This is a genomic window from Pseudomonas sp. BN606 (assembly GCF_029873115.1).
Taxonomy (GTDB): domain Bacteria; phylum Pseudomonadota; class Gammaproteobacteria; order Pseudomonadales; family Pseudomonadaceae; genus Metapseudomonas.
The window spans coordinates 1-25,772 of record NZ_SSOF01000061.1; the positions used below are offsets into that span (position 1 = coordinate 1).

A 25,772-nucleotide genomic window follows, 5' to 3' on the forward strand; every position below is an offset into this window, starting at 1 on the left:
TCAAATCTTGCCGGGCGACTCTACGACGCATTCGTGGGTTATGAAACCGCTCGATGTAGTCGAATAGATCCGCCCGTGCTTCATCGCGCGTTCGATACGCTTGATGGGCAACACGCTCCCGTTTGAGCAGGCCAAAGAAGCCTTCACAGGCAGCGTTATCGCCACAATGCCCGACGGCACTCATGCTACAAACCAGCGTGTTGCGAGTCAGAAAGCGCTGGTAATCCGCACTGGTGAACTGGCTGCCACGATCCGAATGCAGGATTACTGACCAATCGCCCTGGCGTTGCCAGATGGCCATTTCCACCGCTCGGATCACCATCTGCCGATCCTGACGGTGATGCATCGACCAGCCAATCACCAGCTTGCTGTACAGGTCGAGCACCACGCACAGAACAGTTTGCCCTCCAGGGTGGCGACTTCCGTGATGTCGGTGACCCACTTGCGCTCCGGCTCCACGGCGGTGAAGTCGCGCTCCAGTAGATTTTTCACGCCAGCTGGACGACCAGAGGCTACTCGACCAAGGCCGCGCTTCTTCCGACGTGGCCATCCTTGAATCCTCTCTGCGGACATCAGGCGAGCAACGCGGTTCAGGCTGACGGTTTCACCTTCGTCGAGCAGATCCTCACGCATACGAGGAGCGCCGATCACACCACGGCTGTCCTCATGAATCTCCCGAATGCGCCTTACTAGGCGCGCATTCTCTTGAGCGCGTGGACTTGGTTCGCGATCCTGCCAGTCGTAATAGCCGCTGGCAGAAACCTTCAGGCAACGGCACATCAGTCGTACCGGGTACTCGTTGCGGCAGCGCTGGATCACCGAGTACCGCTCGATGACTCCCTGGCAAAGTACGCTGCCGCGTCTCTTAAAAAATCACGTTCCTTGGTCACCCGAGCCAACTCACGCTTGAGGCGGGCAAGCTCCTCATCTCGCGGACTTCCGGTTCCTGGAAACGCCTTTTCTACGCCTGGCTGCGACTCTCTAACCCAGCGGGTGAGCAGGTTCGGAGCAACACCAATCTCCAGGGCAACCTGTCGGCAGCTCGCCCCTGAACGACGAACCAGCTCGATGGCTTCCCGCTTGAACTCGGGGCTGTATCTCTTGCGCTTGGACATGAACACTCCTTCAGCTCAGCGTGAGCTTACTCGAAAGTGTCCGTGCTAACGGGGTAGAACCCGCCTTCTCTAAATTACGTTAAACCCTAGACAGAATGGGACCTCAAGCTATGCTGCACTTCGCTTAGCTTTGAGTGATTTCTCCTGGCTTACTAGCTCGCCCAGCAACTCATAATCCTTTGGTCCACGGTTCGAGTCCGTGTGGGCCCACCAAATCAAAAGCCGCGCATTGCGCGGCTTTTGCGTTTCCGGGGCAGTAAAGGCTGCCGCAAGCAAAACGGGACGTCAGGCGTCCCGTACTGCGATTCCCATGCACATCCGGCTTATTGGGCGAACTCGGCACGCAGCTCGTTGGCCGCTGCCACCATGTTCACCAGGGCCGCTTCGGTTTCCGGCCAGGCCCGGGTTTTCAGGCCGCAGTCCGGGTTGACCCAGAGGCGCTCGGCGGGAACCCGCTGCGCGGCCTTGCGCAACAGTTTGATGATCTCGTCCTTGCCGGGCACGCGCGGTGAATGGATGTCGTACACACCCGGGCCAATCTCATTCGGATAAGCGAAGGCTTCGAACGCATCCAGCAGTTCCATGTCCGAGCGTGAGGTCTCGATGGTGATCACGTCGGCGTCCATCGCCGCGATGGACTCGATCACGTCGTTGAACTCGCTGTAGCACATGTGGGTGTGGATCTGCGTTTCGTCCTTCACACCGCTGGCGGTCAGGCGGAAGGCTTCGGTGGCCCAGTCCAGATAAGCCTGCCAGCCGGCCTGGCGCAGCGGCAGCCCTTCGCGGAAGGCGGCCTCATCGATCTGCACGATGCGGATACCTGCCGCTTCCAGGTCCAGCACTTCATCACGGATGGCGAGCGCCAGTTGCCTGGCCTGCACCTCGCGCGGGACATCCTCGCGGGGGAAGGACCACATCAGCATGGTCACAGGGCCGGTCAGCATTCCCTTCATCCACCTGGCGGTCAGGCCTTGTGCGTAGCGAATCCACTCCACGGTCATGGCCTTCGGACGGCTGAGATCACCAAAGATCACTGCCGGCTTTACACAGCGGGAGCCATAGCTCTGCACCCAGCCGAAGCGGGTGAACGCGTAGCCGTCCAGCTGTTCGGCGAAATACTCCACCATGTCGTTCCGCTCCGCCTCGCCGTGCACCAGCACGTCCAGGCCCAGCCGCTCCTGCACGTCCACGGCATGGCGAATTTCGCTATGCATGGCTTCGGTGTATTGGGCCTCGGACAACTTGCCCGCCTTGAACGCCTGGCGCGCCAGGCGAATCGCAGACGTCTGCGGGAAGGAACCGATGGTGGTGGTCGGGAAGGCCGGCAGGTAGAGCTCCTCACGCTGCTTTTCGATGCGCACGGCGAAAGGCGCCGGGCGCTTGCCGTCTTCCGGTTTCAGCGCGGCAACGCGGGCTTGGACAGCCGGCTTGTGGATGCGCGGCGATGCGGCACGACTGGCCTGTACGGCACGGCTCACGGCCAGGGTCTCCAGCACCACTGGCGACTCGGGTTCGGTCAGGGCGCGGGACAGCGTGGCGACTTCCTCGCACTTCTGCACGGCGAAGGCCAGCCAGCTCTTCAGCTCGGCATCCAGCTTGTCTTCGCGGGACAGGTCCACCGGGCTGTGCAACAGCGAGCAGGACGGTGCGACCCACAGGCGGTCCCCCAGACGGTCATGGGCGTGACGCAGGACATCCAGGGCTTTCTCCAGGTCGCATCGCCAGACGTTGCGGCCATTCACTAGGCCGAGGGACAGCACCTTGTAGGCCGGCAAGCGGTCGAGAATGGTCGGGTACTGTTCGGGCGCACGCACCAGGTCGATATGCAGGCCGTCCACCGGCAGGCCGGCGGCCAGACCAAGGTTGTCTTCCAGACCGCCGAAGTAAGTGGCGACCAGCTTCTTCAGCGGTTCTTTCTGCAGCAGGTTGTAAGCGCGTTCGAAGGCGTTCTTCCAGTCCTGGGGCAGGTCGAGCACGAGGATCGGCTCGTCGATCTGTACCCACTCCACGCCTTGGGCGTCGAGACGTTGGAGGATCTGACCGTAAAGCGGCAGCAGGCGCTCCAGCAGCTCCAACTTGTCGAACTCGCCTCCCTTTACCTTGCCCAGCCAGAGGTAGCTCAGCGGGCCGATCAGCACCGGCTTCACGGAGTGGCCCAATGCCTGGGCTTCAGCCACTTCCTCGAAGAGCTGCTCCCAGCTCAGGGTGAACTGTTGGTCGGCGGAAAACTCGGGGACCAGATAGTGGTAGTTGGTGTCGAACCACTTGGTCATTTCCTGCGCGTGGGCGCCGCCACAACAACTGTCGCTGACACCACGGGCCATGCCGAACAGAGTCTGCAGGGTCGGCTTGGAGTTGCCGTGGCCACGGAAGCGCTCGGGAATGACGCCGAAGGTCAGGGAGTGAGTCAGCACCTGGTCGTACCAGGCGAAATCGCCCACCGGCAGCAGGTCGATACCGGCGTCCTTCTGGATCTGCCAATGCTCAGCACGCAGCTTGCGGCCAACCGCACGCAAACCGGCTTCGTCCAGCTCGCCCTTCCAGAAGGCTTCTTGAGCCTTCTTCAGCTCGCGATCCCCGCCGATGCGCGGGAAGCCGAAGTTGTGTGCCAATGCCATGGGAAATTCCTCCATTGAAAATTCATGGAGGAATTGTCAGGCAGACCCACTACGTGAGGAAAACTCAATTAATTCGTCATGAACACAAGTTTTGCTCATGAACGTTTTCAGTGCTCGTCTTCGTCCGAGCGGCGCAACAGGTAGGTATCCATGATCCAGCCATTAGCCTCGCGAGCGTCATGCCGCACCCGGCGGATTTCGTCCGCTACTTCGCTGAGCCTGCCGGAAACAAGGATTTCGTCCGGGGTGCCGACGTAGGCGCCCCAGTAGATTTCCAGCTGCGGATCATTCAACCGCTGGTAGGTATCTTCCGCATCGAGCATCACCACGACGCTGTCGGCGTTTTCCGGGAAACCCTCGGCGAGCCGTCTGCCTGTGGTGATCTGGACGGACTTCCCGATACGGTTGAGCGGCACCTTGTGACGGGCTGTCAGCGCCTGAACACTGGTGATCCCGGGGATCACGTCGAATTCGAACTGGAGCCGACCGCCCCGGAGGATGGATTCCAGGATCCGGATGGTGCTGTCGTAGAGCGACGGGTCACCCCAGACCAGGAAGGCACCGCACTCGCCATCGGCCAGTTCTTCGTCGATAAGGCGCTCGAACACCTGCTGCTTGGCCAGGTTCAGGTCCCTGACGTTGGAACCGTAATCGCCACCCTCGCGCTGACGTTCGGGGCTGCTGGCCTCGACGAATCGATAGTTCTGCTCGGTGATGTAGCGCTCGCAGATTTCCTGGCGCAGGTGGATGAGTTTTTCCTTGCTGATGCCCTTGTCCATGATGAAGAACACATCGACCTGGTTCAGCGCCTTGACGGCCTGGATGGTGATGTACTCGGGATTGCCGGCGCCAATGCCGATGATGAGCAGCTTCTTCATGGGGTAAATCCGTGGTGGGCGAAAACATCGCCTGCCACCGCATTCGATTGCAGTAGATAGGCAGGCGGTGTGGAAGCGCAAAAGGTCGTCGCGATGCCCGTGGCTGTCAACGACTTTTGCGCCTCACAACCCTGCAATTACATCCTCCACTCCAGAACGGCATAGACCGCCCGGCCATCACCCGACAGGAAATGAGCACTGTCACGTCCCTGGGCGTCGGCGATCACCCCGGTGGTGGCGACATAGGTCTTGCCGGACAGATTTCGTCCCTCCAGGAAGAAGCCGAATCCCTCGCCCGGGCGGTAACCCGCCTTGAGCCCCCAGATGGCGTAGCCATCGGCATAAAGGGTTTCCGCCTGGTCGACGTTGTAATGGGTCGGTACCCACTCGAAGGTCGGCGCCGCATACCAGCCTTCGCGTTGCCACAGGGCCTCACCCTTGATGAATTGCCGCGGCAGACTCGCGAGTCGGTTGTCGCCGTAGGTATCGTCGTTGTCGAAGCGGAAATCATTGAACAGATACTGCCCACGCAGGACGAACTGGCCGATGGTCCAGGCCCCGCCCAACTCTATGCTCTGGTGGATGGTGCGGTCGGCGTTGACGGTGCCAAGTGGTTGGCCGATACGTAGCGCCAGGCATTGGCGCCGCGCAGCACCTCGATATGGTCGGTGGTCAGTGGCTCGATGGTCTGGAAGTCGAAGCTGCCATCGGCAAGGTTGACCGGCGCGCCATCCTGCATCAGCAGCAGGCCGCGTCCATGGAAGGTGCGTTGCAGGCCGGAGCCACGAATGGACAGGCGCGCTTCCTCGGCGCCGAAGCGCGGGAACTGGCCGAAGGCCAGAAGTAACCCGGCGGCGCCTTGAGGCGCGGCTCGAAGGTTTCGGGGCGGGCATCGCACACACCCAGCAGCCAGGCCTGCACGAAGAGCGCGGCTATCGCCAGGGGAATGGTCCCGCACAGAGGGCATTTGAATTCACCGGATCAGTCGCCGGCGGCGCTGCCACCGAAATCGCCATCGAGGCTCGGCCCAGGGTTGGGTTCGCCGGAACAGGACGCACCGCCCAGACCGTTCAGCTCCAAGCCCATCGTCTGCCCGTGGTGCAGACCGCAGGCGAGCAGATTGAAAAGGACGCAGGCATAGAGCATCCAGGCAATCAGCGAGCGGTCCTGGCGGGCGATTTTCATGGGCGGTAGCTCTAGCATCGGGCTTCCAGCACTGGAAGCCGAGCCGGTGTGCGGTTCATTGCCGCAGCAATCCAGGCCACTCGGTGGATGAGACTGAGCCTAGAAATGCCGTAGGCAGGACAGCTTGCAGGGGCGATGTCAATCGCCAAACAGGCCGCAGGTCTGCCTCTGGATGCTTCCAGGGGCAGCGAAGCTGCCCCTGGTGAATGAATTGGCCCCTACAGGTTCGAGCCGCCTTTCACGCCCCAACCGCGAAGTTCCGCAAAAACCCCACATACGGCTTGGGCAGCGGGAAATCCAGATCACCACGCTTGCTGGTGGAAAGGCGCAGCTCACCGAGCATCTCCACCATCTTCAGCGCGGCGCTGACGCCGTCGATCACCGGCACACCGAGTTCTTCCTGCAAGCCCTTCGCCAGGTGGCTCATGCCGGCACAACCGAGGACGATGGCGCCCGATTCATCCTGCTCCAGCGCATCCAGGCAGGCCGTGCGCATGATGCGGAACAGGCCGTCCGGGTCCTCATCCAGCGCCAGCACCGGAATCTCCACGGCATGAATGCCCCGGCAATGTTGGTGGAAGCCATAGCGCTCCACCAGATGCCGGGCAATGACCTTGGTACGACCGAGGGTAGTGACGATGCTGAAGCCGGTGGCGACCCAGGTGGCCAGGTGCATGGCAGCTTCGGCGATGCCGATGACCGGGAAGCGCGCGATCTCCCGTGCAGCCAGCAGTCCCGGATCGCCGAAGCAGGCAATTACGTGGCCTTCGGCGCCATCGCGCTCACCGTCGCGGATGGCCTGAAGCAACCCCGGCACGGAAAGCGCCTCATCGTAGTGACACTCGATGGAGGCCGGACCGGCACCATTGGTCACTGCCAGCAACTGGTTGCCGGGACGCAGCAGGTGATTGGCGGCTTCAGCCAGGCTGGCGGTCATGGCGACGCTGGTGTTCGGGTTGATCAGCTGGATTTTCATGGCCGAGGTCAGGTCTCGATCAGGTGTTTCAGCGGGTGGTAGTTGGCCTTGAGCTTGCCGGCCGACTCGACGATGGCGGTTTCGATCGCTGCCAGGTGGAAGCAGGTCAGTTCGATGGCGGCACTCTGGTTACCCGCCTCGATGAACTCGATCAGACGCAGGTGCTCGTCGTCGCGGCAGGCGTCATGGCGCTCGTCGTCCAGGGCGGCGACATAGAGCGAGGCGCGCGAGATGAGCTTGCGGAACCAGTCCAGCAGCACCGGGTTGTTGAGCGCCTCAGCGAGCTTGATGTGGAACTCGCCAAGCAAATGGATCAGCCGCTCGTGGTCATGGTTGCGCCGCGCGTCTTCTTCCAGCAGCAGGTGCTCGCGCATGTCTTGCATGGCAGCGCTGTCCCGGCGTCTGCAGAGCTCGGTGACGATGCCGATCTCGATCAGCCGCCGTGTTTCGAACAACGAGCGGATCTCCTCGTCACTGGGCAGCGATACCCAGCAGCCTTTGTTCGGCTCGGAGGACACCAGGCCGTCGGCCTCCAGTTGCTTCAGCGCCGCACGCACCGAGGTGCGACTCACGTTGAACAGCTCCGCCAGGGAGGCTTCGCCGAGTTTCATGCCAGGCCGCAGCGAGCGGTTGCTGATGGCCTGGTAAACCCCCTGGTAGACGCGGTCGACCGTGGTTTCCAGCTTCTTGTCTGCCATTCGTAACTCCGTAAATGCGTTCGCAATCCAGGTGCTGCAGGAAACAAGCAGGCAGAAAAACCCGGTTGCGTTGTCAGCATAATCCGAGTATTTCTAGATTGCATTCAATTTTTGCATACAAAAACAAGAGGAATGCACCATTATGAAGCACACATCCTCCATCGAGGTGCAACGCGTCAGCAAGCGCTACACCGAAGATCCCGAAGTTACGCCGGCGCTCGACGATGTTTCGGTCAGCATCCGCCACAACGAATTCTTCACCCTCCTCGGCCCATCAGGTTGCGGCAAGACCACCCTGCTGCGCTCCATTGCCGGTTTCGAGCAGGTCAGCTCGGGCTCAATCGAAATTGGCGGGCAACGCGTGGACCAACTCCCGCCCTACAAGCGCCGGGTCAATACCGTCTTCCAGAACTACGCGCTCTTCCCGCATATGAGCGTGGCCGAGAATATCGCCTTCGGCCTGGAGATGCAGGGGCTGGAGCGCAGCGCCATTCCCGGGCGGGTGAAGGAAATGCTCGCCCTCGTACAGATGGAACACCTGGCCCGCCGTCGCCCCGCCGAATTGTCCGGTGGCCAGCAGCAGCGCGTGGCCCTGGCCCGCGCGCTGGCGCCGCGCCCGGATGTGCTGTTATTGGACGAACCGCTCTCCGCGCTGGACCTCAAGCTGCGCAAGGAAATGCAGGTCGAGCTCAAGCGCGTGCAGCAGGAAGCCGGCATCACTTTCATCTTCGTCACCCACGACCAGGAAGAGGCGCTGACCCTCTCCGACCGCATCGCGGTGATGTCCAGCGGCAAGATCCTGCAGATCGGCACCCCCAACGACATCTACGAACGCCCGCAGCACCGCTTCGTCGCCCACTTCATCGGCGACATCAATTTCCTTCCCGGCCAACTGCGCCAATGCCCGCAGAACGGCAACCTGTTCCGCCCCGACGGCATCCCGGTGGAAATTCCCTGCGCCACAGACGCCAACACCCGCGCCGGCACGGCCCAACTGGCGTTCCGCCCGGAGCGCTCGAAACTGGTGGACCCGTCGCAACCCCATCACCTGCGTGCCGTGGTCGAAGCGGTGCTCTACGTCGGCACGGCCACGCTCTACCAGTGCCGCCTCGCCAACGATGCCAAGGTGATGCTGCGCGAGAGCAACGAGGGTGCCACCAGCGCCCGTGCCGTGGGTTCGAGCGTGGCCGTGCACCTGCCGCCCCACGCCTGCCTGCTGATGGAGGCCTGAGATGAGCGTCAGCGCCACCTCCCCCAGCCTCAACCGGCTGCTGCTGTTGAGCCCGGTGCTGCTCACCCTGCTCGGGTTGATCGCCGTGCCGCTGGGCATCATGGGCTACATCAGCCTGCTACCGCGCAACCTCTATGGCGGCGTCGACTGGAGCGCCGACTGGCATTGGCAGAGCTATGTGCAGTTGTTCTTCCAGGAAGATTTCGACGGCAACCTGGAGCTGAACTGGGTCTACGCCCAGGCCCTGCTGCGGTCGGTGCTGCAAGCTGGTGGCACGACATTGCTGTGCTTCCTCTTCGGCTTCCCGGTGGCGTTGTGGATGAGCAGCCTCAGCGAGCGCTCGCGCAACATCATGGTGCTGCTGATCACCATCCCTTTCTGGACCAACCTGCTGATCCGCAACTACGCCTGGCTGATCATCCTGCGCGAGCGCGGCTGGCTGGCCCAGAGCCTCAATGCGCTGTTCCCGCAGGCCGGTGGCATCACCCTGCTGTACAACGATTTCGCCGTGGTCGTCGGGCTGGTCTACAGCTTCCTGCCATTCATGATCCTGCCGATCTACTCCACCCTGGAGAAGCTCGACTGGCGCCTGGTGGAAGCCGCCTATGACCTCGGCGCCAATCGCTGGAAGGCCCTGCGCCGGGTGATCCTGCCGCTGTCCATGCCCGGTGTGGTGGCCGGTTCCCTGCTGGTGTTCGTGCCGAGCCTGGGTGCCTTCATCACCCCAGCCATCCTCGGCGGCGGCAAGACGCTGATGATCGGCAACCTGATCCAGCAGCAGTTCGGCACCGCGCGGAACTGGCCGCTAGGCAGCTCGCTGTCCTTCCTCCTGCTCGGGCTGATGATGCTGGCCCTGGTGCTCTACGCCCTCTACGCAAAGAAAGCCGCCAAGGCCGTCCGCCAGGGAGCCCGCTGATGATTGCCAACCACCTGAAGAAACTGCCGCTGACCCGCGAAACCAGCCTGCTGGTACTGGCCTACCTGTACCTGCCGATCCTGGTGCTGATCGCCTACAGCTTCAACGCCAACCGCACCGCTACCGTGTGGACCGAGTTCTCCTTCGCCTGGTATGGGCGCATCCTCGCCAACCCATCGATCCAGGCGGCGGCACTGAACTCGGTGATCGTCGCCGGCATCGCCACCGTCTGCGCCACCGCCATCGCCCTGCTGGCGGCGCTGGCCACTTACAAGCCCTTCTACGGCCAGAAGATGGTGGAAGGCGGGATCAACCTGCCGCTGATCCTCCCGGAGATCGTCACCGCCGTGGCCACCCTGCTCCTGTTCATGGCCCTCGGCATCAAGCTCGGCCTGCTGACGGTGATCGTCGCCCACATCGGCTTCTGCATCCCCTTCGCCTACCTGCCGATCCGCGCACGCCTGAACGACCTCGACAAGGGCCTGCTGGAAGCCGCCAACGACCTGTACGCCAACCCGTTCCACACCTTCCGCCGGGTGACCCTGCCGCTGCTGTTCCCGGCGGTGTTGTCCGGCGCGGTGCTGGCGTTCGTGGTCAGCCTCGACGACTTCATCATGACTTTCTTCGTCGCCGGCCCCGGTTCGACCACGCTGCCGGTCTACATCTTCTCGGCCATCAAGGCCGGGGTAACCCCCGAGATCAACGCAATCTCGACCCTGATGCTGGTGATCTCGATCGTCCTGGTGATGCTCTCGTACTGGCTCGGCCAGCGCGGCAAGACCACCACCTGATCCCTTGTTCCACCACTGCCCAACCTGTTCTTCAACCCGGAGAAAAACAATGAAGTTGAAAGCATTGCGTCATGGGGTAGCCGGTCTGACCCTGAGCTGTTTCGCCGCCCTGACCGCCCAGGCGGACGAGCCCAAGGAGCTGTTCTTCTACAACTGGACTGACTATTACCCGGTGGAACTGCTCGCCAAGTTCGAGAAGGAGACCGGCATCAAGGTCACCATGGACGGCTACGACAGCAACGAAACCCTGCTGGCAAAACTCCAGGCGGGCGGTGCCGCCTACGACGTGATCGTGCCGTCGCACTCGATCATGCGCACCCTGATCGAACAGGGCCTGCTGCAGGAAATCGACACCCCCACCCTGCCGAACTTCGCCCATGTGAAGCCGGCCTTCCGCGATCCCGAGTTCGACCCCGGCCGCAAGTACTCGGCGCCCTACCTGTGGGGCACCACCGGCTTCTCCTACGACAGCGCACGGGTGCCGGGCGGCAAGCTGGACGACTCCTGGAAGGAGTTCTTCGAGCCGCGTCCCGAACTGCAGGGCCAGCTCGCCGCGCTGGATACGCCGAGCAGCGTGATCAACGCCGCCAGCCATTACCTGGGCGTGGATGAATGCAGCGAAAACCCGCAGGACGCCAAGCGCATTCTCGAATTGCTGCAGAAGCAGAAGCCCTTCCTGAAGATGTACAGCTCCGACAACACCGTGGACCGCATGGCCTCGGGTGAAGTGATCATGATGCAGAACTGGAACGGCTCTACCGCCCGCGCCACGTTGCAGAAAAGCACGATCAAGTACGTCTACCCGCGTGAAGGCGTGGCCATGTTCCAGGACAACTTCGCCGTGCCGAAGAGCGCGCCGCATCCGGGCAACGCCAAGGTCTTCATCGACTGGATGATGAAGCCAGAGAACGCCGCCGCCGTGTCCAACGCCATCGCCTACGCCAACGGCATCGACAGCGATACGCTGCTGGACAAGAAATGGAAGGTGATGGACGCCATCAACATGCCCGACGAGTTCGCCGAGCGCCTGCGCCCCGAAAAGGAATGCAGCAACCAGGCTCGCGAGCTGCAGGACCGCATCTGGTCCAAGCTCAAGGGCTGATACCGAACTGACCGCCCCTTGGTCTTCTGTAGGAGCGAGCTTGCTCGCGAACTGCGCGCGACGCTTCGCGAGCAAGCCCGCTCCTACAAAAGAACATCTTTGCAAACTGCCTTTGAGGTCCCCATGACCGACACCTGCTGGCTGCGCAACGTCCGCCCCTTCGGCGGCGCGGCCGAAGACTTCCTAATCCAGAACGGCCGCTTCGCAGAACGCCGCCCGGCGAGCGATGCAGCGCTTGCCGCCACTGACATCGACGGCGCCGGCCAGCTGATGACCAGCGCCCTGGTGGAAAGCCATATCCACCTGGACAAGACCCTCTGGGGCCAACCCTGGCGCCCCAACAGCGCTGGTCCGGCGCTGAAGGACTACATTGCCAACGAGCGCCGCGTGCTGCGCGAGGTCACCGCTCCAATCGCCGAACGCGCCGGTGCGCTGCTGGAAAACTGCATCGCCCGGGGCTCGCTCACCATGCGCTGTCATGTGGATATCGACCCCGAGTTCGGCCTGCGCCACGTGGAAGCCATGCAAGCCCTGCGCGAGCGTTACCGCGACCTGATCGACCTCGAGCTGGTGGTGTTCCCGCAGACCGGGCTGGTCAGCCGCCCGGGCACCGCCGAGCTGATGCGCCAGGCCATGGGCCTGGGCGTGGAAAACGTCGGCGGGCTCGATCCCTGCGGCATCGACAACGACCCCGTCGCCCAACTGGATATCGTCTTCGGCCTGGCCGCAGAGTTCGATCGCGGCGTGGACATCCACCTGCACGACAAGGGCGAACTCGGCCTCTGGCAGATTGCCCTGATCGCCGACTACACCGAGCGTTTCAATCGCCAGGGGCGGGTGATGATCAGTCACGCCTACTGCCTGGGAATGGTGCCCTGGAACCGCGTCGAAGCGCTGGCCAAGCGCCTGGCCTCGCTGGGTATCTCGCTGATGAGCTCGGCACCGGCCGACTGCGCCGTGCCGCCCTTCCTCGAACTCCGCGAAGCCGGCGTGAATCTTTGCCTCGGCTCCGACGGCATCCGCGATGCCTGGTCCCCCATGGGCAATGGCGACATGCTGGAGCGCGCCATGCTGCTGGCCTTCCGCTTCGACCTCGCCAAGGACGACGAGCTGGCCGCCGCCTTCGACGCCGCCAGCCAGCATGGCGCCAAGGCCCTGGGACTTTCGGAACACGGCCTCACCCTCGGTGCCCGTGCGGACTTCCTGCTGATGGATGCACAGAGCCTTGGCGAAGCCGTAGTGGCACGGCCGCAGCGCCAGGTCTATCGCGCCGGCAGGCTGATCGCCACCCAGGGCCGCCTGCTGGAGAGCCGCCTGTGAGCGCACCGCGCATTGGCCTGAAAGCCAGCTGCGTGGTGGGCTTCGATGGCACTCGCCACGTGCTCTGGCGCGACGGCGAAGTAGTAATCGAAGGGTCGCGCGTGCTCTTCGTCGGCCGCGGTTTTCCTGGCCCGGTGGATCGCTGGATCGACTACGGCAATGCCCTGCTCGGCCCCGGCTTCATCGACCTGGACGCCCTTGGCGATCTCGACTCCACAGTCCTTTGCCTGGACAACGGCGATGAGCGCAGCATGGGTCGCATGTGGTCGGCGGAGTATCTCGCCCGGGGGCCGCAGGAGAGCTACAACTTCGATGAAGAAGTCTTCAAGTACCGCTATGCGTTCACCCAACTGATCCGCAACGGCATCACCACGGCCATGCCGATCACCTCCATGTACTACCGCGAGTGGGCGGAAACCTACGACGAGTTCGCGGCGGTCGCGGGTGTTGCCGCCGAGCTTGGCCTGCGCACCTACCTCGGCCCCTGCTACATGAGCGGCATGCAGGTGCTGCAGCGCGACGGCAGCCTCGTCGAGCACTGGGACGAACCCCGTGGCCTGGCCGGGCTTGAGGCCGCCGAACGCTTCTTCCGTGACTTCGATGGCGCCCACGACGGTTTGATCCGCGGCGCCCTGCTGCCGGACCGCATCCAGACCTGCACCCCGGCGCTGCTGCAACGCACCCATGCCCTCAGCCGCGAGCTGGCAGCTCCCGTACGCCTGCACTGCTGCCAGGGAAGCGGCGAAGTAGCGTTAGTAAAATCGCTGCGAGGCAAGGCACCGCTGGCCTGGCTGGAGGAACTGGACCTGCTCGGCCCACGGACGCTGCTCCCCCACGGCATCTACATCGAAGGCGACGAAGACCTCGCCCGCCTCGCCGGCAGTGGCACCAGCCTGGTCCACTGCCCGGTGGTCTTCGCCCGCGATGGCGAAGCGCTGGACTCCTTCGGCCGCTACCGCACACGCGGCATCAACTTCGCCCTGGGTACCGACACCTGGCCGGCGGACCTGCTGGACAACATGCGCCAGGGCCTGAATATCGCCCGCCTCAAGGAGGGCGGCAGCCACGGCACCAGCGCCCTCGATCTCTACAATTCCGCCACCCTGGGTGGCGCCAAGGCGCTGGGTCGCGACGACCTGGGCCGCCTCGCACCCGGCGCCAAGGCGGACATCACCGTGTTCGACCTCGACGGCCTGCACCTGGGTCCTCTGTTCGACCCGCTGAAAAACCTGCTCCTCGCGGGCCGTGGCGACGACTGCATCGCCAGCTGGATCGACGGACGCTGCGTGATGCAGGACGGCCAGGTCAACGGTGTCGACTACGCCAGCCTCCAGCAGCAAGCCCAACGGCAGTTCCACAAGCTGATGCAGAGCCACGCCGACCGCGCCTTCGGCCAACCGGATTGGCGGGGGCTGTTCCAGTCGGCCATTCCTTTCGCCGATGCGTGGAGCGCCGATCGTCCGCTCTGCACCCTTGCCAGCCAGCCCGACCAATAAAGAGAACATCGCCATGCTGAGCTTCGACTTCGCCCAACTGGGCCCCCGCGAGAAGTACAAGATCCTCATCGGCAGCGTGGTGCCCCGGCCCATCGCCCTGGTCACCACGGTGGACGCCGAAGGCCGTGCCAACGCCGCGCCTTTCAGTTTCTTCAACGCGCTGTCCGCCGACCCGCCGATTCTCGCCCTCGGGGTGGAAAACCACGCCGACCTGACCCCGAAGGACACCACGCGCAACATCATGCTGAACCAGGAATTCACCGTGAACATCGTTTCCGACGCACTGGTGGAAGCCATGAACGTTTGCGCCGTTCCCTTCGAACCCGGGTTCGACGAACTGCTCGCTGCCGGACTCACCGCACTACCCGGCAGCCGTGTCGGCTGCCCGTACATTGCCGAAGCACCGGTCGCCCTGGAGTGCCGGCGGATGATGGGCCTTTCCATCGGCCAATCGCGGGAAATCATCCTCGGCGAAGTGTTGATGGTGCATGTACGCGACGAGTTGATCGATCCGAAAACCCTCTACATCGACCAACTCGGCCTCGATGCCATCGGTCGCATGGGCGGCCACGGCTATGCCCGCACGCGGGAGTACTTCGACCTGCCGACACGGTCGTTGCAGGCTTGGAAGGAAGAGCCGGGGGCTGGCGAACGGGTTTGGCCCGTTGCCCTCTCCCCCGTCCCCTCTCCCTGAAGAGGAGAGGGGTGACTCGCGCCGGCATCGGAGAGGTATGCCGGACAGTCTGAGTAGTGCCTGACTCTGGATTTCGAATCGGAACGCTATGGCTCCCCTCGCCCTTCAGAGAGAGGGGCTGGGGGAGAGGGCCTCCCCGGCCACCGCAAAAAACGCCTTCACCACGCGCAACTCCCCATAGCTCTCCAGGCACGCCAGATAGTGCCGGCTGACCAGTCCCTCACCTTTCAACGGAAGTGCCGCCACCCGTGGATCGCGCGGCACTTCCAGCGAATACACGATGCTCACCCCAAGCCCCGCCGCCACCGCTTCGATCACTGCTTCGCGGCTGTTCAGCTCCAGCGCCGCGCGCAGTTGCAGGCCCTGTTCGGTGCAGGCCTTCTCGAACGTGCGGCGCGTCAGGGAAGCGGGCTCGCGTTGCAGCAGCACCTCATCCCGCAACTCGTTCAGGCCGATTTCCTCGCGCGCTCCGACCCACCGGTGCGTCACCGGTAGCAACAGGCACAGGCGCGCCTCGCCGATGGGTTGCAGGCGCAGACCAGGCCGCTCGGACATGTCGCTGATAAGCGCCAGGTCCACCCGCTCGCCGTTCAGGGCAGTCAGGGTTTCCTGGGTATTACCCAGGCGCAGGTTGATGGACACGCCCGGATGGCGTTCGCGCATCCGCGCCAGCAGCGGCATCACCAGGTGCGGGCTGTCGGCGGCAAGGTCCAGGCGACCGGACTCCAGTGCGCGGCTGGTGTCGAGCAGGTCCTCCGCCTGTTCCGCCAGGGCGAACAGCTGGTGACTGATGCCGGCCAGGCGACGCCCCAGTTCGGTGGGTTCCACCTGCCTCGCCGAACGCCGCAGCAGGCGTACCTGATAGTGCTCTTCCAGTGCCTTGATATGCCCGGTCACCGCCGGCTGGCTGATGCACAGGCGTTCGGCGGCACGGGTGAAACTGCCCTCGCGAACCACGGCATCGAAGGCACGGAGCTGGAAGAGATTCATGGTTATTCCATCAGTAGGAGTTATTTGACGGATAACGATAAACGATTTGAATGATGTATCGATGAACCCCACGCTACGTGACATCCGCCTCACCTTTCCCGCACTGGAGTTCCTCGTGCTCGCCGATACTGACCTCGCCACGCTGGTGGTCCTGCTCTCCGCGCTGATGCACGCCAGCTGGAACGCGGTGATCAAATCCGGCAGTGATCGGCTTTCGTCCATGGCACTGGTGGACGGCGTAGCCTTCTGCTTCAGCATCGCCCTGCTCCCCCTGGTCAGCCCGCCACCGCTGGTGGTCTGGGGGCTGATCGGGCTGTCGGTGGTGGTGAATACGCTTTATCGCCTACTGCTGATCCGCGCCTACCACTTCGGCGATTTCGGCCAGGTCTATCCGGTGGTGCGCGGACTGCCGCCGCTGCTGGTAGCACTCAGTGCAGGGCTGGTGTTCGGAGAGCATCTATCGGGTGCCATGCTGCTGGGCATCGTGCTGATATCAGTGGGCATCCTCAGCCTGCTTTCCACCCGATTGGAGTCCAATGCGCTGAAAGCCCTCGGCTGCGCCGCACTGGCCGGTGCTGGCGTGGCGCTCTACACACTGATCGACGCCCAGGGCGTGCGCCGCGCCGACAGCGTGCTGCAGTTCGTGGTCTACCTGACACTGATGCAGAGCGTGACCATCCCCTTGCTCGCCTGGATGCGCCGCGGCCCCCTCGTTCTTCGTTTCGCCCGCGACAACTGGCGCATCGGCCTGTTCGGCGGCTTCAACTACTGCGTCGCCTACGGACTGGTGCTGTTCGCCATGACCCTGGACAACGTGGCCAAGGTCGCGGCACTGCGCGAAAGCAGCGTGATCATCGCCGCCGTCATTGCCAGCCTGGTGTTCAAGGAAGCCTTCGGCATCCGCCGCATCCTCGCCGCCTGCGTGGTCACCGCCGGCATCCTGCTGATCAAGATGGTGGATTAGCCCCCACGCTTCACGCAGGTTGGCGCCGAGCCTGCGAGGCCCAGCGCGCGGGGTAGATGCCGGTGCGCGCTAGCGGAACGCCGCCCGCACCAACCTGCGGGATCGTGCCTCAGCGCTTGGCGATGATGTACACGGCATGGACGATTCCGGGGATGTAGCCCAGCAGGGTAAGCAGGATGTTCAGCCAGAAGGCACCGCCGATACCCACCTGGAGGAACACGCCCAACGGCGGCAGGAGGATGGCGATGAGGATGCGGATCAGGTCCATGTGTAGCTCCTTATGAGAAAAGCCCTACGCCTAGTTACCGACCTTCGTACAGGCTAGGCGTTCATCCGGCTCGCCTCCATAATCGCTGCCTGATGTTTCAGCCGGATGCCCCTGTCATGCCCATCGCCAGCGAAGACATCGACCAGCACGGTCTGGTCATCGGTGTGTCCCCCGAGCGCTTCCGCGAAGTCGCCATGCCGCTGCTGTTCGACCACCTGAACGCCCAGTGCGAAGGCACTATCGCGGTGAATCGCCAGGCACGCATTGTCTGGATCAACGACAAGTACGCAGAGAAGGTCGGCATTCGCGATCCACGTAGCGTGCTCGGCAAGGAAATTGAGGAAGTGCTGCCCGCCAGCCGCCTGCGCGAAGTAGTGCAAAACGGCCAACCGAGCATGCTCGACCTGATGGCCTTCGGCGACGAGCACTTCGTGGTCACCCGCATTCCCCTGCGCGATGAAGACGGCACGCTGGTGGGTGCACTCGGCTTCGTGCTGTTCGACCGCGCCCGCCACCTGCAGCCGGTCATGGCCAAGTACAACCAGCTGCAGACCCAGCTCGCCGCTGCGCAGCGCGAACTGGCCAAGGCCCGCCGCGCCCGCTACACCATCGCCGGCTTCATTGGCAGCAGCGGCGCTGCCGGCGAGGTCAAGCGCCAGGCCCGCCGTGCTGCGCAGCTGGACGCCACCGTGTTGCTGCGCGGCGAAACCGGCACCGGCAAGGAACTGCTGGCCCAGGGCATCCACAACCTGTCACTGCGCGCCAACGGGCCGTTTGTGGCGGTCAACGTCGCCGCCATTCCCGAATCCCTGGTGGAAGCCGAACTCTTCGGTACCGCCCCCGGCGCCTTTACCGGAGCCGACCGCCGTGCCCGCGCCGGCAAGTTCGAGCTGGCCGACGGCGGCACCCTGTTCCTCGACGAGATCGGTGACCTGCCGCTGCCCCTGCAGGCCAAGCTGCTTCGCGTATTGCAGGAGCAGGAAGTGGAGCCGCTGGGTTCCAACCAGGTGAAGGCGCTGAACGTGCGGGTGATCGCTGCCACCCATGTGGACCTGGAAGCCAGGGTGGCGGCCGGGCAGTTCCGCGAAGACCTCTACTACCGTCTCAACGTACTGGCCCTGCGCCTGCCGTCCCTACGTGACCGCCGCGAGGACTTGCCGGCACTGATCGAGCACCTGCTGGACGATATCGCCAGCCGCTCCGGCCAGCCGCCCCTGGAGCTGGCCGAGGACGCCCTGCAATTGCTCCAGGCTCAGCCCTGGCCAGGCAACGTACGCGAACTGCGCAACCTGCTGGAACGGGCGCAGATGAGCAGCGAAACCGGCCCACTAAGCGCCAATGCCCTGCGCGCGCTGCTGGTGAATCCGCTGCCGGCCGGCGTTGCTCTTGCTTCCTCGGCACCAGCACCCGCGCCCATCAGCGGCGAAGTCCGCCCCCTGGCCGACAGCATGGCCATCGCCGAACGCCAGGCCATCCTCACGGCCCTGGCGGCCTGCAACGGCAACCGTACCCAGGCCGCCGAGCGTCTCGGCATCGCCCGGGCGAGCCTGTACAACAAGTTGCAGGCGCACGGACTGTAGGGGCTATTCGCCCCTACAAAATCAGGCCCTCGGAGTGTCCACCCTTTTGGACACCAGTCTTTCAACTGTCCAGATTCATGGCCATCGTCTAGAAATCTGGACACTTTCAGCGTTGCCTTCGAAACCGCTGAAACACCGACCCCAGAGCCATCCGCCGTCTTTTCGCCGCACCTGGCACACCTTTCGCTCTAACAGCGCCATGGGCCAAGCAATGGCCTGCCACCAGCCGCCTCGACGCGGCGGAAAACAACAACAAGAAGGAAGTCCCCCATGGGCACCCTAGGTATCCTGATTTCTCTCGCTCTGCTGATGTACCTCGCCTACCGCGGCATCAACGTGCTGATCCTCGCGCCGCTCATGGCCCTGCTCGCGGTGCTCTTCGCCGGCGACGCGGCACTGATGCTGCCGACCTACACCCAAGTGTTCATGAAGTCCCTGGGCGGCTACCTGATCCAGTTCTTCCCGCTGTTCCTGCTCGGCGCCATCTTCGGCAAGTTGATGGACGACTCAGGCTCGGCCCGCGCCATCGCCCACGGCATCGTTGCCAAGCTCGGCCGCGAGCGCGCCATCCTGGCCATCGTGCTGGCCTGCGGCCTGCTGACCTACGGCGGCGTGTCGCTGTTCGTGGTGGCGTTCGCGGTCTACCCCATCGGCACCGCGCTGTTCCGCGAGGCGGGCATTCCCAAGCGCCTGCTGCCGGGTGCCATCGCCCTCGGCGCCTTCACCTTCACCATGACCGCACTACCCGGCACCCCGGCCATCCAGAACGCCATCCCCAGCCCCTTCTTCGGCACCGACGCCTTTGCCGCACCCATCCTCGGCCTGATCGGCGGCCTGATGATGCTCGTCCTCGGCAGCTGGTGGCTGAGCGCCCAGGCGCGCAAGCTGATGGCGGCTGGCGAAGGCTACGGCGTACACAAGGATGACGCGGCCGAGCAGGTTGGCTTACCCACCACCGGTTTCTGGCTGGCGCTGCTGCCGATCCTGCTGGTGATCGTCCTCAACTTCCTGATGGCCAAGCAGGTGCTGCCGAACGTCGACACCAGCTTCCTGGCCAAGCCTGAGTTCGGCGGCTTGCAGGACGCCAAGTCGGTGATCGGCATCTGGTCCATCATCGTCGCCCTCAGCGCCGCCGTGCTGCTGCTGATCGGCCTGCACTGGAAGCGCTGGACCGACCTCAAGCAGAGCCTAAACGACGGCACCTTCGGCTCCATGCTGCCGATCCTCAACACGGCGTCCGAAGTGGGTTACGGCACGGTGATCGCCTCGCTCGCCGGCTTCGTGGTGATCCGCGACCTGGTACTCAGCGTGCCGGGCAACCCGCTGGTGTCCGAAGCCGTCGCCGTGAACATCCTCGCCGGTATCACCGGCTCGGCCTCCGGCGGCATGTCCATCGCGCTGAAGACCCTCGGCGCCCAGTACCTGGAAATGGCCAACGCCGCCGGTATCAGCCCTGAGCTGCTGCACCGCGTCGCCGCCATGGCCTCCGGCTGCATGGATACCCTGCCGCACAACGGCGCGGTGATCTCACTGCTGGCGATCTGCAAGCTGACTCACCGCGATTCGTACAAATTCATCTTCATGAACACCGTGATCTTCCCGCTCATGGCCCTGACGGTGGTGATCACCCTGGGCAGCCTGTTCGGGAGTTTCTGACGGAGCGACCCGCTTCTCGCTATTCCTGTAGGAGCGAATGAACTCGCTCCTACAAAGAGCACCATCCGTTTTCAATCGCTCGAGGAACACCATGAGCAAAGTGATGAGCGCCGCCGAGGCGGTGGCCAAGATTCCGGATAACGCCAACCTGGCCACCGGGGGCTTCGTCGGTATCGGTTTCGCCGAGGAAATCGCCATTGCCCTGGAGCAGCGCTTCGCCGCCTCGCAGGCGCCACAGGGCCTGACCCTGGTGTATGCGGCCGGGCAAGGCGACGGCAAGAGTCGTGGCCTCAACCACCTGGCCCATGAAGGCCTGGTGCGACGGGTGATCGGCGGCCACTGGGGCCTGGTGCCGGGCCTGCAGAAGCTCGCCGTGGAAAATCGCATAGAGGCCTACAACCTGCCCCAGGGGGTGATCTCGCAATTGTTCCGCGACATCGCCGCGGGCAAGCCCGGGCAGCTTTCCAGGGTCGGCCTGGGTACCTTTGTCGACCCGGATTTCGGTGGCGGCAAGCTCAATGCGCGGACTACCGAGGAACTGGTCCGGCGCATGCCCATCGAGGGCGAGGACTACCTGTTCTACAAGGCCTTCCCGATTAACGTGGGAGTGATCCGCGCCACCAGCGCCGACGAAGACGGCAACCTCTCCATGGAGCGCGAAGCGCTGACCATCGAGAGCCTCGCCATCGCCATGGCCGCGCACAATTCCGGCGGGCTGGTGATCGCCCAGGTGGAGCGCGTGGTTTCGCGCGGCTCGCTCAACCCACGCGACGTGAAGATTCCCGGCATCCTGGTGGATTGCGTCGTGGTCGCCCAACCGGACAACCACCAGCAGACCTTCGCCACCCACTACAACCCGGCTTTCGCCGCCGAGGTGCGCGTACCGATGAACAGCCTGGCGCCCATGCCGCTCGACCTGCGCAAGCTGATCGCCCGCCGTGCGGCACTGGAGCTGTCTCCGAACGCGGTGGTCAACCTCGGCATCGGCATGCCCGAAGGCGTGGCGGCGGTGGCCGCCGAGGAAGGCGTGATCGACCTACTGACGCTGACCGCCGAACCCGGCGTGATCGGTGGCGTACCGGCCTCGGGCCTGGACTTCGGTGCCGCGAGCAATCACAGCGCACTGATCGACCAGCCCTACCAGTTCGACTTCTACGATGGTGGTGGCCTGGACATCGCCTTCCTCGGCCTCGCCCAGGCCGACGCCGAGGGCAACCTCAACGTCTCGCGTTTCGGCACCCGCCTGGCCGGTGCTGGTGGCTTCATCAACATCAGTCAGAACGCCAAGGCAGTGGTCTTCGTCGGCACGTTCAGTGCTGGGGCGCAGGACATCCGCATCGAGAACGGCGAGCTGCGCATCGTGCAGGACGGCGAGATGCGCAAGTTCGTCAACGAGGTGGAGCACCGCACCTTCGCCGGCAAGCTCGCCGCCGAGTCAGGCAAGCCGGTGCTCTACGTCACCGAGCGCTGCGTGTTCCGCCTGACGACCGAAGGCCTGGAGTTGATCGAGATCGCTCCTGGCGTGGACCTGGAGCGGGACATCCTGGCCCGCATGGATTTCCGACCCATCGTGCGCGAACCGAAGCGGATGGATGCGCGGCTGTTCCGCGAGGGGCGTATCGGGCTGCGTGAGCTGATCGCCCCGTAAAGATTGTGCGTGATCACGCGGGCCCGTCCTGGGTCCGCGTCTTTTTTTCAGTCTCTTCCGCCTTCGGCGTTTCGCGCCGGAGCGGATATCGCTGTGCGCAAAACAACAACAAGAAGGAACCAACATGGATCGCAATACCCTCAGCTTCGCCCTATGCGGCATCACTGGCCTGACCTTCTGCACCCCGGCCAGCGCCGAGTTCATCAAGGATTCCAAGGCCAGCCTTGAGCTGCGCAACTTCTACTTCAATCGCGACTTCCGCCAGGACGGCGCCGCCCAGAGCAAGGCCGAGGAATGGGCCCAGGGCTTCCTGCTGCGCTATGAGTCCGGCTTCACCGAAGGCACCGTCGGCGTGGGCATGGATGCTCTCGGGCTGCTGGGGGTGAAGCTCGACTCCAGCCCGGACCGCACCGGCACCGGCCTGCTGAAGTCCGACCGCGAACGGCCCAATCGCGCCCAGGATGAGTACGGCGAACTGGGCCTGACCGCCAAGCTGCGCGTCTCGCAGAGCACCCTCAAGGCCGGCACCCTGCTACCCAAGCTGCCGGTGGCGCTGTACAACGACAGCCGCCTGCTGCCGCAGACCTTCCGGGGTGCCTGGGCGAACTCGGCGGAAGTGGAAAACCTCAGCCTCGACCTCGGCCGTTTCGACCGCATCAACCTGCGCAATTCGTCTGATAACGAAGAAATGGCCGTGTTCAACGGCGGCAACCGCAACATTGTCCTGGGCCGGACAAAAACCAGCGACCAATTCGACTTCGCCGGTGCGACCTACAAGTGGACGCCCAACCTCAGCAGCGCTTACCACTACGGCGGCCTCGACGGCATCTACAAGCAGCACTACCTGACCCTGAACCACCTGCTGCCCATCGCCGATGGCCAGTCACTGAAGAGCGATATCCGCTGGGCGCACAGCACCGACGATGGTGGCAGCAATGTGGATAACGATGCCTTTGGCGCGATGTTCACCTACGCATTGGGTGGCCACGCATTCGGCCTGGGCTACCAGCGCATGCGCGGCGACACCGGTTTTGCCAACATCAACGGCACCGACGCCTACCTGGTGAACCTGGTGCAGATCAACGACTTCGGCAACGAAGACGAGCGCTCCTGGCAGGCCCGCTACGACTACAATTTCGCGGCCCTGGGCATCCCCGGCCTGACCTTCATGACCCGCTACCTGTCGGGCGACAACGTCGACCTGCGCGGCGCGTCCGGTGAAGGCAAGGAGTGGGAACGCAATACCGACATCGCCTACGTGGTGCAGAGCGGACCGCTGAAGAACCTCGGCGTGAAGTGGCGCAACGCGACCACCCGCAGCAACTTCGGCAGCGATATCGACGAGAACCGGCTGATCCTGAGCTACACGCTGGCGTTGTGGTGAGTCTCGAACTGCCCCCTCTCCCAAAGGGAGAGGGGGAAAAGCACCAGCTACCTCATCCCCAACTTATGCCGCGCCGCGTACAGACAGACCATTTCCATCGCCAGGGTCGCGCCGGCCAGGGCGGTGACTTCGGCGTTGTCGTAGGGCGGCGCGACTTCCACCACATCCATCCCCACCAGGTTGATGCCGCGTAGGCCGCGGAGTATTTCCAGCGCCTGGTGGCTCGACAGGCCGCCACAAACCGGCGTACCCGTGCCAGGGGCGAAGGCGGGATCGAGGCAGTCGATATCGAAGGTCAGGTAAACAGGGTTGTCCCCTACCCGTGCGCGGATACGCTCGGCGATCTGCTCGGGGGTATGGCGATGCACCTCACGCGCATCCAGCACCTGGAAGCCCATCACATCGTCGTTGGTGGTGCGCAGACCCACCTGCACCGACCGCGACGGGTCCACCAGACCCTCGCGGGCAGCGTGATAGAACATGGTGCCGTGGTCGATGCGCTTCACTTCTTCGTCCGGCCAGGTGTCGCTGTGGGCGTCGAAGTGGATCAGCGACAGTGGACCATGCTTGGCCGCATGGGCTTTCAGCAGCGGGTAGCTGATGAAGTGGTCGCCCCCCAGGGTGAGCATCGCCGCGCCGGATTCGAGGATGCGCGCGGCATGGGCCTGGATGATCTCCGGCGTGCCCTGTGGGGTGCCGTGGTCGAAGGGGCAGTCGCCGTAGTCGATCACCGCCAGGTGGTCGAAGGGATCGAACTCCCAGGGGTAATGCCGGGCCCAGGCCATCTGCACCGAGGCGGCGCGAATGGCACGCGGCCCGAAGCGACTGCCGGGGCGGTTGGTGGTGGCGGTGTCGAAAGGCACCCCGCTCACCACCAGGTCGACGCCGCGCAGGTCACGACTGTAGCGGCGGCGCATGAAGCTGGTGATGCCGGCATAGGTGGATTCGGCAGCGGTGCCATAGAGGCTGTCGCGGGTCATGGCCTGGTCGTTGTCGAAGGCGTGGTCCATTTCATCGGTCTCCAATGCCCCCCTCTCCCTTTGGGAAAGGGGCGGGCTGAGGGTGGTTGAAGGCGACTCAGTACTGAGTGCGGAACGAAGTCCAAAGGCGGGTGCGGGCGCGCTGGTCCTTGAGCGACTGGATCTGCTCGCCGAACAGGCGATCACGCACATCCTTGCTCGGGTAGATGTCCGGGTCGCCGGCCACCTCCGGTGTCAGCAGCGGATTGGCAGCCTGGTTGGCGTTGGCGAAGAACTGGCTGTTGGTCAGTTCGGCGATGGCTTCGGGACGCAGCATGTAGTCAATGAAGGCGTGGGCGGCCTCGGGGTGCGGTGCGTCGACCGGGATGACCATGGTGTCGAACCAGATCAGCGTGCCTTCACGGGGGATGCGGTAGATCACCTCGAAGGGCATCTGCGCCTGCCGCGCCTGGTCGGCGGCGATGGCGGCATCGCCGTTGTAGGTCAGTGCCAGGCAGATCTCGCCTTTGGCCAGGTCGTTGATGTGCTTGCCGGAGCCGACGTAGCGCACGTTGGACTGCAACTGCGCGAACAGCTCCTGGACGGCTTTCAGGTCAGCCTTGTCGGTACTGTAGGGGGCCTTGCCGAGGTAATGCAGGGCGATGCTGATCACTTCCTGCGGTGAGTCGATCACGGCGATGCCGCAGTCCTTCAACCGGCTGGCGTACTCGGGCTTGAACAGCAGATCCAGGCTGTTCACTGGCGCATCAGGAATGCGCTTTTCCACCGCTTCCTTGTTGATGCCCAACCCCACGGTGCCCCAGGTGTAGGGCACGCCGAAGCGATTATCCGGATCGACGGTGGCCAGTTTGGCCAGCAGCTCGGGGTCGAGGTTGGTGAAGTTCTTCAGCTGTTCGCGCTGTACCGGCTGCACGGCCTTGGCCTGGATGGCACGGGCCAGGCCGCTGCTGGCGGGGAAGACCACATCGTAGCCGCTGCCACCGGTCAGCAGCTTGGCGTCGAGGGCTTCCGCACTGTCGAAGATGTCGTATTTGACGTCGATGCCGCTTTCGTCCTTGAAGCCTTGCAGGGCCTTTTCCGGAATGTAGGCAGACCAGCTGTAGAGGTTCAGCGCCTTGTCTTCGGCATGCACCGGCAAGGCACAGGCGAACAGGGCGGCAAGCAACAAGGGACAACGCATGATGGGCTCCTGGGGGATTGCAGGTGGGGCCATGCTGCGCCGGGCTTTGCTTTGGATAAATATGAAGTGTTCTACTTTGGCATCTACAACCATCAATGTTTG

Annotated in this window: 22 protein-coding genes and 2 pseudogenes; 12 read left to right on the top strand and 12 right to left on the bottom strand. The window is 63.8% G+C overall.

The window, feature by feature from the left end:
* The 8 genes and pseudogenes from E8E75_RS10470 to E8E75_RS10505 form a co-directional block, all read right to left on the bottom strand.
* A pseudogene (locus tag E8E75_RS10470) lies at nt 1-1,115 on the bottom strand (IS3 family transposase); the annotation flags it as partial.
* Between the two features lie 323 nt (nt 1,116-1,438).
* The gene (metE, locus tag E8E75_RS10475; RefSeq protein WP_153920422.1) at nt 1,439-3,733 is read right to left on the bottom strand and encodes a 5-methyltetrahydropteroyltriglutamate--homocysteine S-methyltransferase; all 2,295 of its coding nucleotides are present in this window, start codon (nt 3,731-3,733) and stop codon (nt 1,439-1,441) included.
* 107 nt (nt 3,734-3,840) lie between these two features.
* Nucleotides 3,841-4,611, bottom strand: coding sequence for a precorrin-6A synthase (deacetylating) (gene cobF / locus E8E75_RS10480; protein WP_153920420.1), 771 nt, complete (start codon nt 4,609-4,611; stop codon nt 3,841-3,843).
* A 137-nt stretch (nt 4,612-4,748) separates the two neighbouring features.
* Nucleotides 4,749-5,177 carry a TonB-dependent receptor gene (locus tag E8E75_RS10485; RefSeq protein WP_256673109.1) on the bottom strand — a complete coding sequence of 143 codons (429 nt, stop codon included), beginning with the start codon at nt 5,175-5,177 and terminating at the stop codon, nt 4,749-4,751.
* Nucleotides 5,178-5,179: 2 nt separating this feature from the next.
* On the bottom strand, nt 5,180-5,509 hold the full coding sequence (locus E8E75_RS10490; protein WP_178123530.1) for a Plug domain-containing protein: 330 nt from the start codon (nt 5,507-5,509) through the stop codon (nt 5,180-5,182).
* A 137-nt stretch (nt 5,510-5,646) separates the two neighbouring features.
* Nucleotides 5,647-5,796 (bottom strand): annotated as a pseudogene (locus E8E75_RS10495) (DUF2946 domain-containing protein); the annotation flags it as partial.
* A gap of 238 nt (nt 5,797-6,034) precedes the next feature.
* Nucleotides 6,035-6,772, bottom strand: a complete 738-nt coding sequence (locus E8E75_RS10500) for an aspartate/glutamate racemase family protein (RefSeq protein ID WP_120653370.1) — start codon at nt 6,770-6,772, stop codon at nt 6,035-6,037.
* Between the two features lie 8 nt (nt 6,773-6,780).
* Nucleotides 6,781-7,470, bottom strand: a complete 690-nt coding sequence (locus E8E75_RS10505) for a GntR family transcriptional regulator (RefSeq protein WP_153920414.1) — start codon at nt 7,468-7,470, stop codon at nt 6,781-6,783.
* A 142-nt stretch (nt 7,471-7,612) separates the two neighbouring features.
* Here E8E75_RS10505 and E8E75_RS10510 point away from each other — a divergent pair, with 142 nt between their 5' ends.
* The 7 genes from E8E75_RS10510 to E8E75_RS10540 all read left to right on the top strand — a co-directional run bounded on the left by E8E75_RS10510 (nt 7,613) and on the right by E8E75_RS10540 (nt 15,020).
* Nucleotides 7,613-8,701: an ABC transporter ATP-binding protein gene (locus E8E75_RS10510; RefSeq protein WP_120653372.1), complete on the top strand. Its 1,089-nt coding sequence runs from the start codon at nt 7,613-7,615 to the stop codon at nt 8,699-8,701.
* A gap of 1 nt (nt 8,702) precedes the next feature.
* Nucleotides 8,703-9,617, top strand: coding sequence for an ABC transporter permease (locus tag E8E75_RS10515; protein WP_153920412.1), 915 nt, complete (start codon nt 8,703-8,705; stop codon nt 9,615-9,617).
* The gene (locus E8E75_RS10520) at nt 9,617-10,408 is read left to right on the top strand and encodes an ABC transporter permease (protein ID WP_153920410.1); all 792 of its coding nucleotides are present in this window, start codon (nt 9,617-9,619) and stop codon (nt 10,406-10,408) included. Before E8E75_RS10515 ends, E8E75_RS10520 begins: the two co-directional genes overlap by 1 nt.
* A 49-nt stretch (nt 10,409-10,457) precedes the next feature.
* Nucleotides 10,458-11,510: an extracellular solute-binding protein gene (locus E8E75_RS10525; protein WP_120653374.1), complete on the top strand. Its 1,053-nt coding sequence runs from the start codon at nt 10,458-10,460 to the stop codon at nt 11,508-11,510.
* Between the two features lie 123 nt (nt 11,511-11,633).
* Nucleotides 11,634-12,830 (top strand): amidohydrolase family protein, encoded by a 1,197-nt coding sequence (locus E8E75_RS10530; protein ID WP_153920408.1) that lies wholly within the window; start codon nt 11,634-11,636, stop codon nt 12,828-12,830.
* Nucleotides 12,827-14,326 carry an amidohydrolase family protein gene (locus tag E8E75_RS10535; RefSeq protein ID WP_280358688.1) on the top strand — a complete coding sequence of 500 codons (1,500 nt, stop codon included), beginning with the start codon at nt 12,827-12,829 and terminating at the stop codon, nt 14,324-14,326. Before E8E75_RS10530 ends, E8E75_RS10535 begins: the two co-directional genes overlap by 4 nt.
* 13 nt (nt 14,327-14,339) lie before the next feature.
* The gene (locus E8E75_RS10540) at nt 14,340-15,020 is read left to right on the top strand and encodes a flavin reductase family protein (RefSeq protein ID WP_153920406.1); all 681 of its coding nucleotides are present in this window, start codon (nt 14,340-14,342) and stop codon (nt 15,018-15,020) included.
* A gap of 105 nt (nt 15,021-15,125) precedes the next feature.
* On the opposite strand, the gene E8E75_RS10545 is transcribed toward E8E75_RS10540, so the two are convergent.
* Nucleotides 15,126-16,010 carry a LysR substrate-binding domain-containing protein gene (locus E8E75_RS10545; RefSeq protein ID WP_153920403.1) on the bottom strand — a complete coding sequence of 295 codons (885 nt, stop codon included), beginning with the start codon at nt 16,008-16,010 and terminating at the stop codon, nt 15,126-15,128.
* A gap of 61 nt (nt 16,011-16,071) precedes the next feature.
* Here E8E75_RS10545 and E8E75_RS10550 point away from each other — a divergent pair, with 61 nt between their 5' ends.
* A complete protein-coding gene (locus E8E75_RS10550; protein WP_120653379.1) occupies nt 16,072-16,974 on the top strand; it encodes an EamA family transporter in 903 nt (300 codons plus the stop codon).
* Nucleotides 16,975-17,083: 109 nt separating this feature from the next.
* Here E8E75_RS10550 and E8E75_RS10555 read toward each other — a convergent pair whose 3' ends face one another.
* Nucleotides 17,084-17,242, bottom strand: a complete 159-nt coding sequence (locus E8E75_RS10555; RefSeq protein WP_120653380.1) for a YqaE/Pmp3 family membrane protein — start codon at nt 17,240-17,242, stop codon at nt 17,084-17,086.
* A 116-nt stretch (nt 17,243-17,358) separates the two neighbouring features.
* Between E8E75_RS10555 and E8E75_RS10560 the strand changes: the two genes are divergently transcribed.
* From E8E75_RS10560 to E8E75_RS10575, 4 genes are all read left to right on the top strand, one after another.
* A complete protein-coding gene (locus tag E8E75_RS10560; RefSeq protein WP_120653381.1) occupies nt 17,359-18,822 on the top strand; it encodes a sigma 54-interacting transcriptional regulator in 1,464 nt (487 codons plus the stop codon).
* A 270-nt stretch (nt 18,823-19,092) separates the two neighbouring features.
* Nucleotides 19,093-20,478: a GntP family permease gene (locus E8E75_RS10565; protein ID WP_120653382.1), complete on the top strand. Its 1,386-nt coding sequence runs from the start codon at nt 19,093-19,095 to the stop codon at nt 20,476-20,478.
* A 91-nt stretch (nt 20,479-20,569) separates the two neighbouring features.
* Nucleotides 20,570-22,126 carry an acyl CoA:acetate/3-ketoacid CoA transferase gene (locus tag E8E75_RS10570; protein WP_153920401.1) on the top strand — a complete coding sequence of 519 codons (1,557 nt, stop codon included), beginning with the start codon at nt 20,570-20,572 and terminating at the stop codon, nt 22,124-22,126.
* 124 nt (nt 22,127-22,250) lie between these two features.
* Nucleotides 22,251-23,510, top strand: a complete 1,260-nt coding sequence (locus E8E75_RS10575) for an OprD family porin (RefSeq protein ID WP_153920399.1) — start codon at nt 22,251-22,253, stop codon at nt 23,508-23,510.
* A 47-nt stretch (nt 23,511-23,557) separates the two neighbouring features.
* Here E8E75_RS10575 and speB read toward each other — a convergent pair whose 3' ends face one another.
* Nucleotides 23,558-24,520, bottom strand: coding sequence for an agmatinase (gene speB, locus E8E75_RS10580; protein WP_120653385.1), 963 nt, complete (start codon nt 24,518-24,520; stop codon nt 23,558-23,560).
* Between the two features lie 67 nt (nt 24,521-24,587).
* Nucleotides 24,588-25,670: a polyamine ABC transporter substrate-binding protein gene (locus tag E8E75_RS10585; protein ID WP_153920397.1), complete on the bottom strand. Its 1,083-nt coding sequence runs from the start codon at nt 25,668-25,670 to the stop codon at nt 24,588-24,590.
* Nucleotides 25,671-25,772 lie beyond the last annotated feature (102 nt).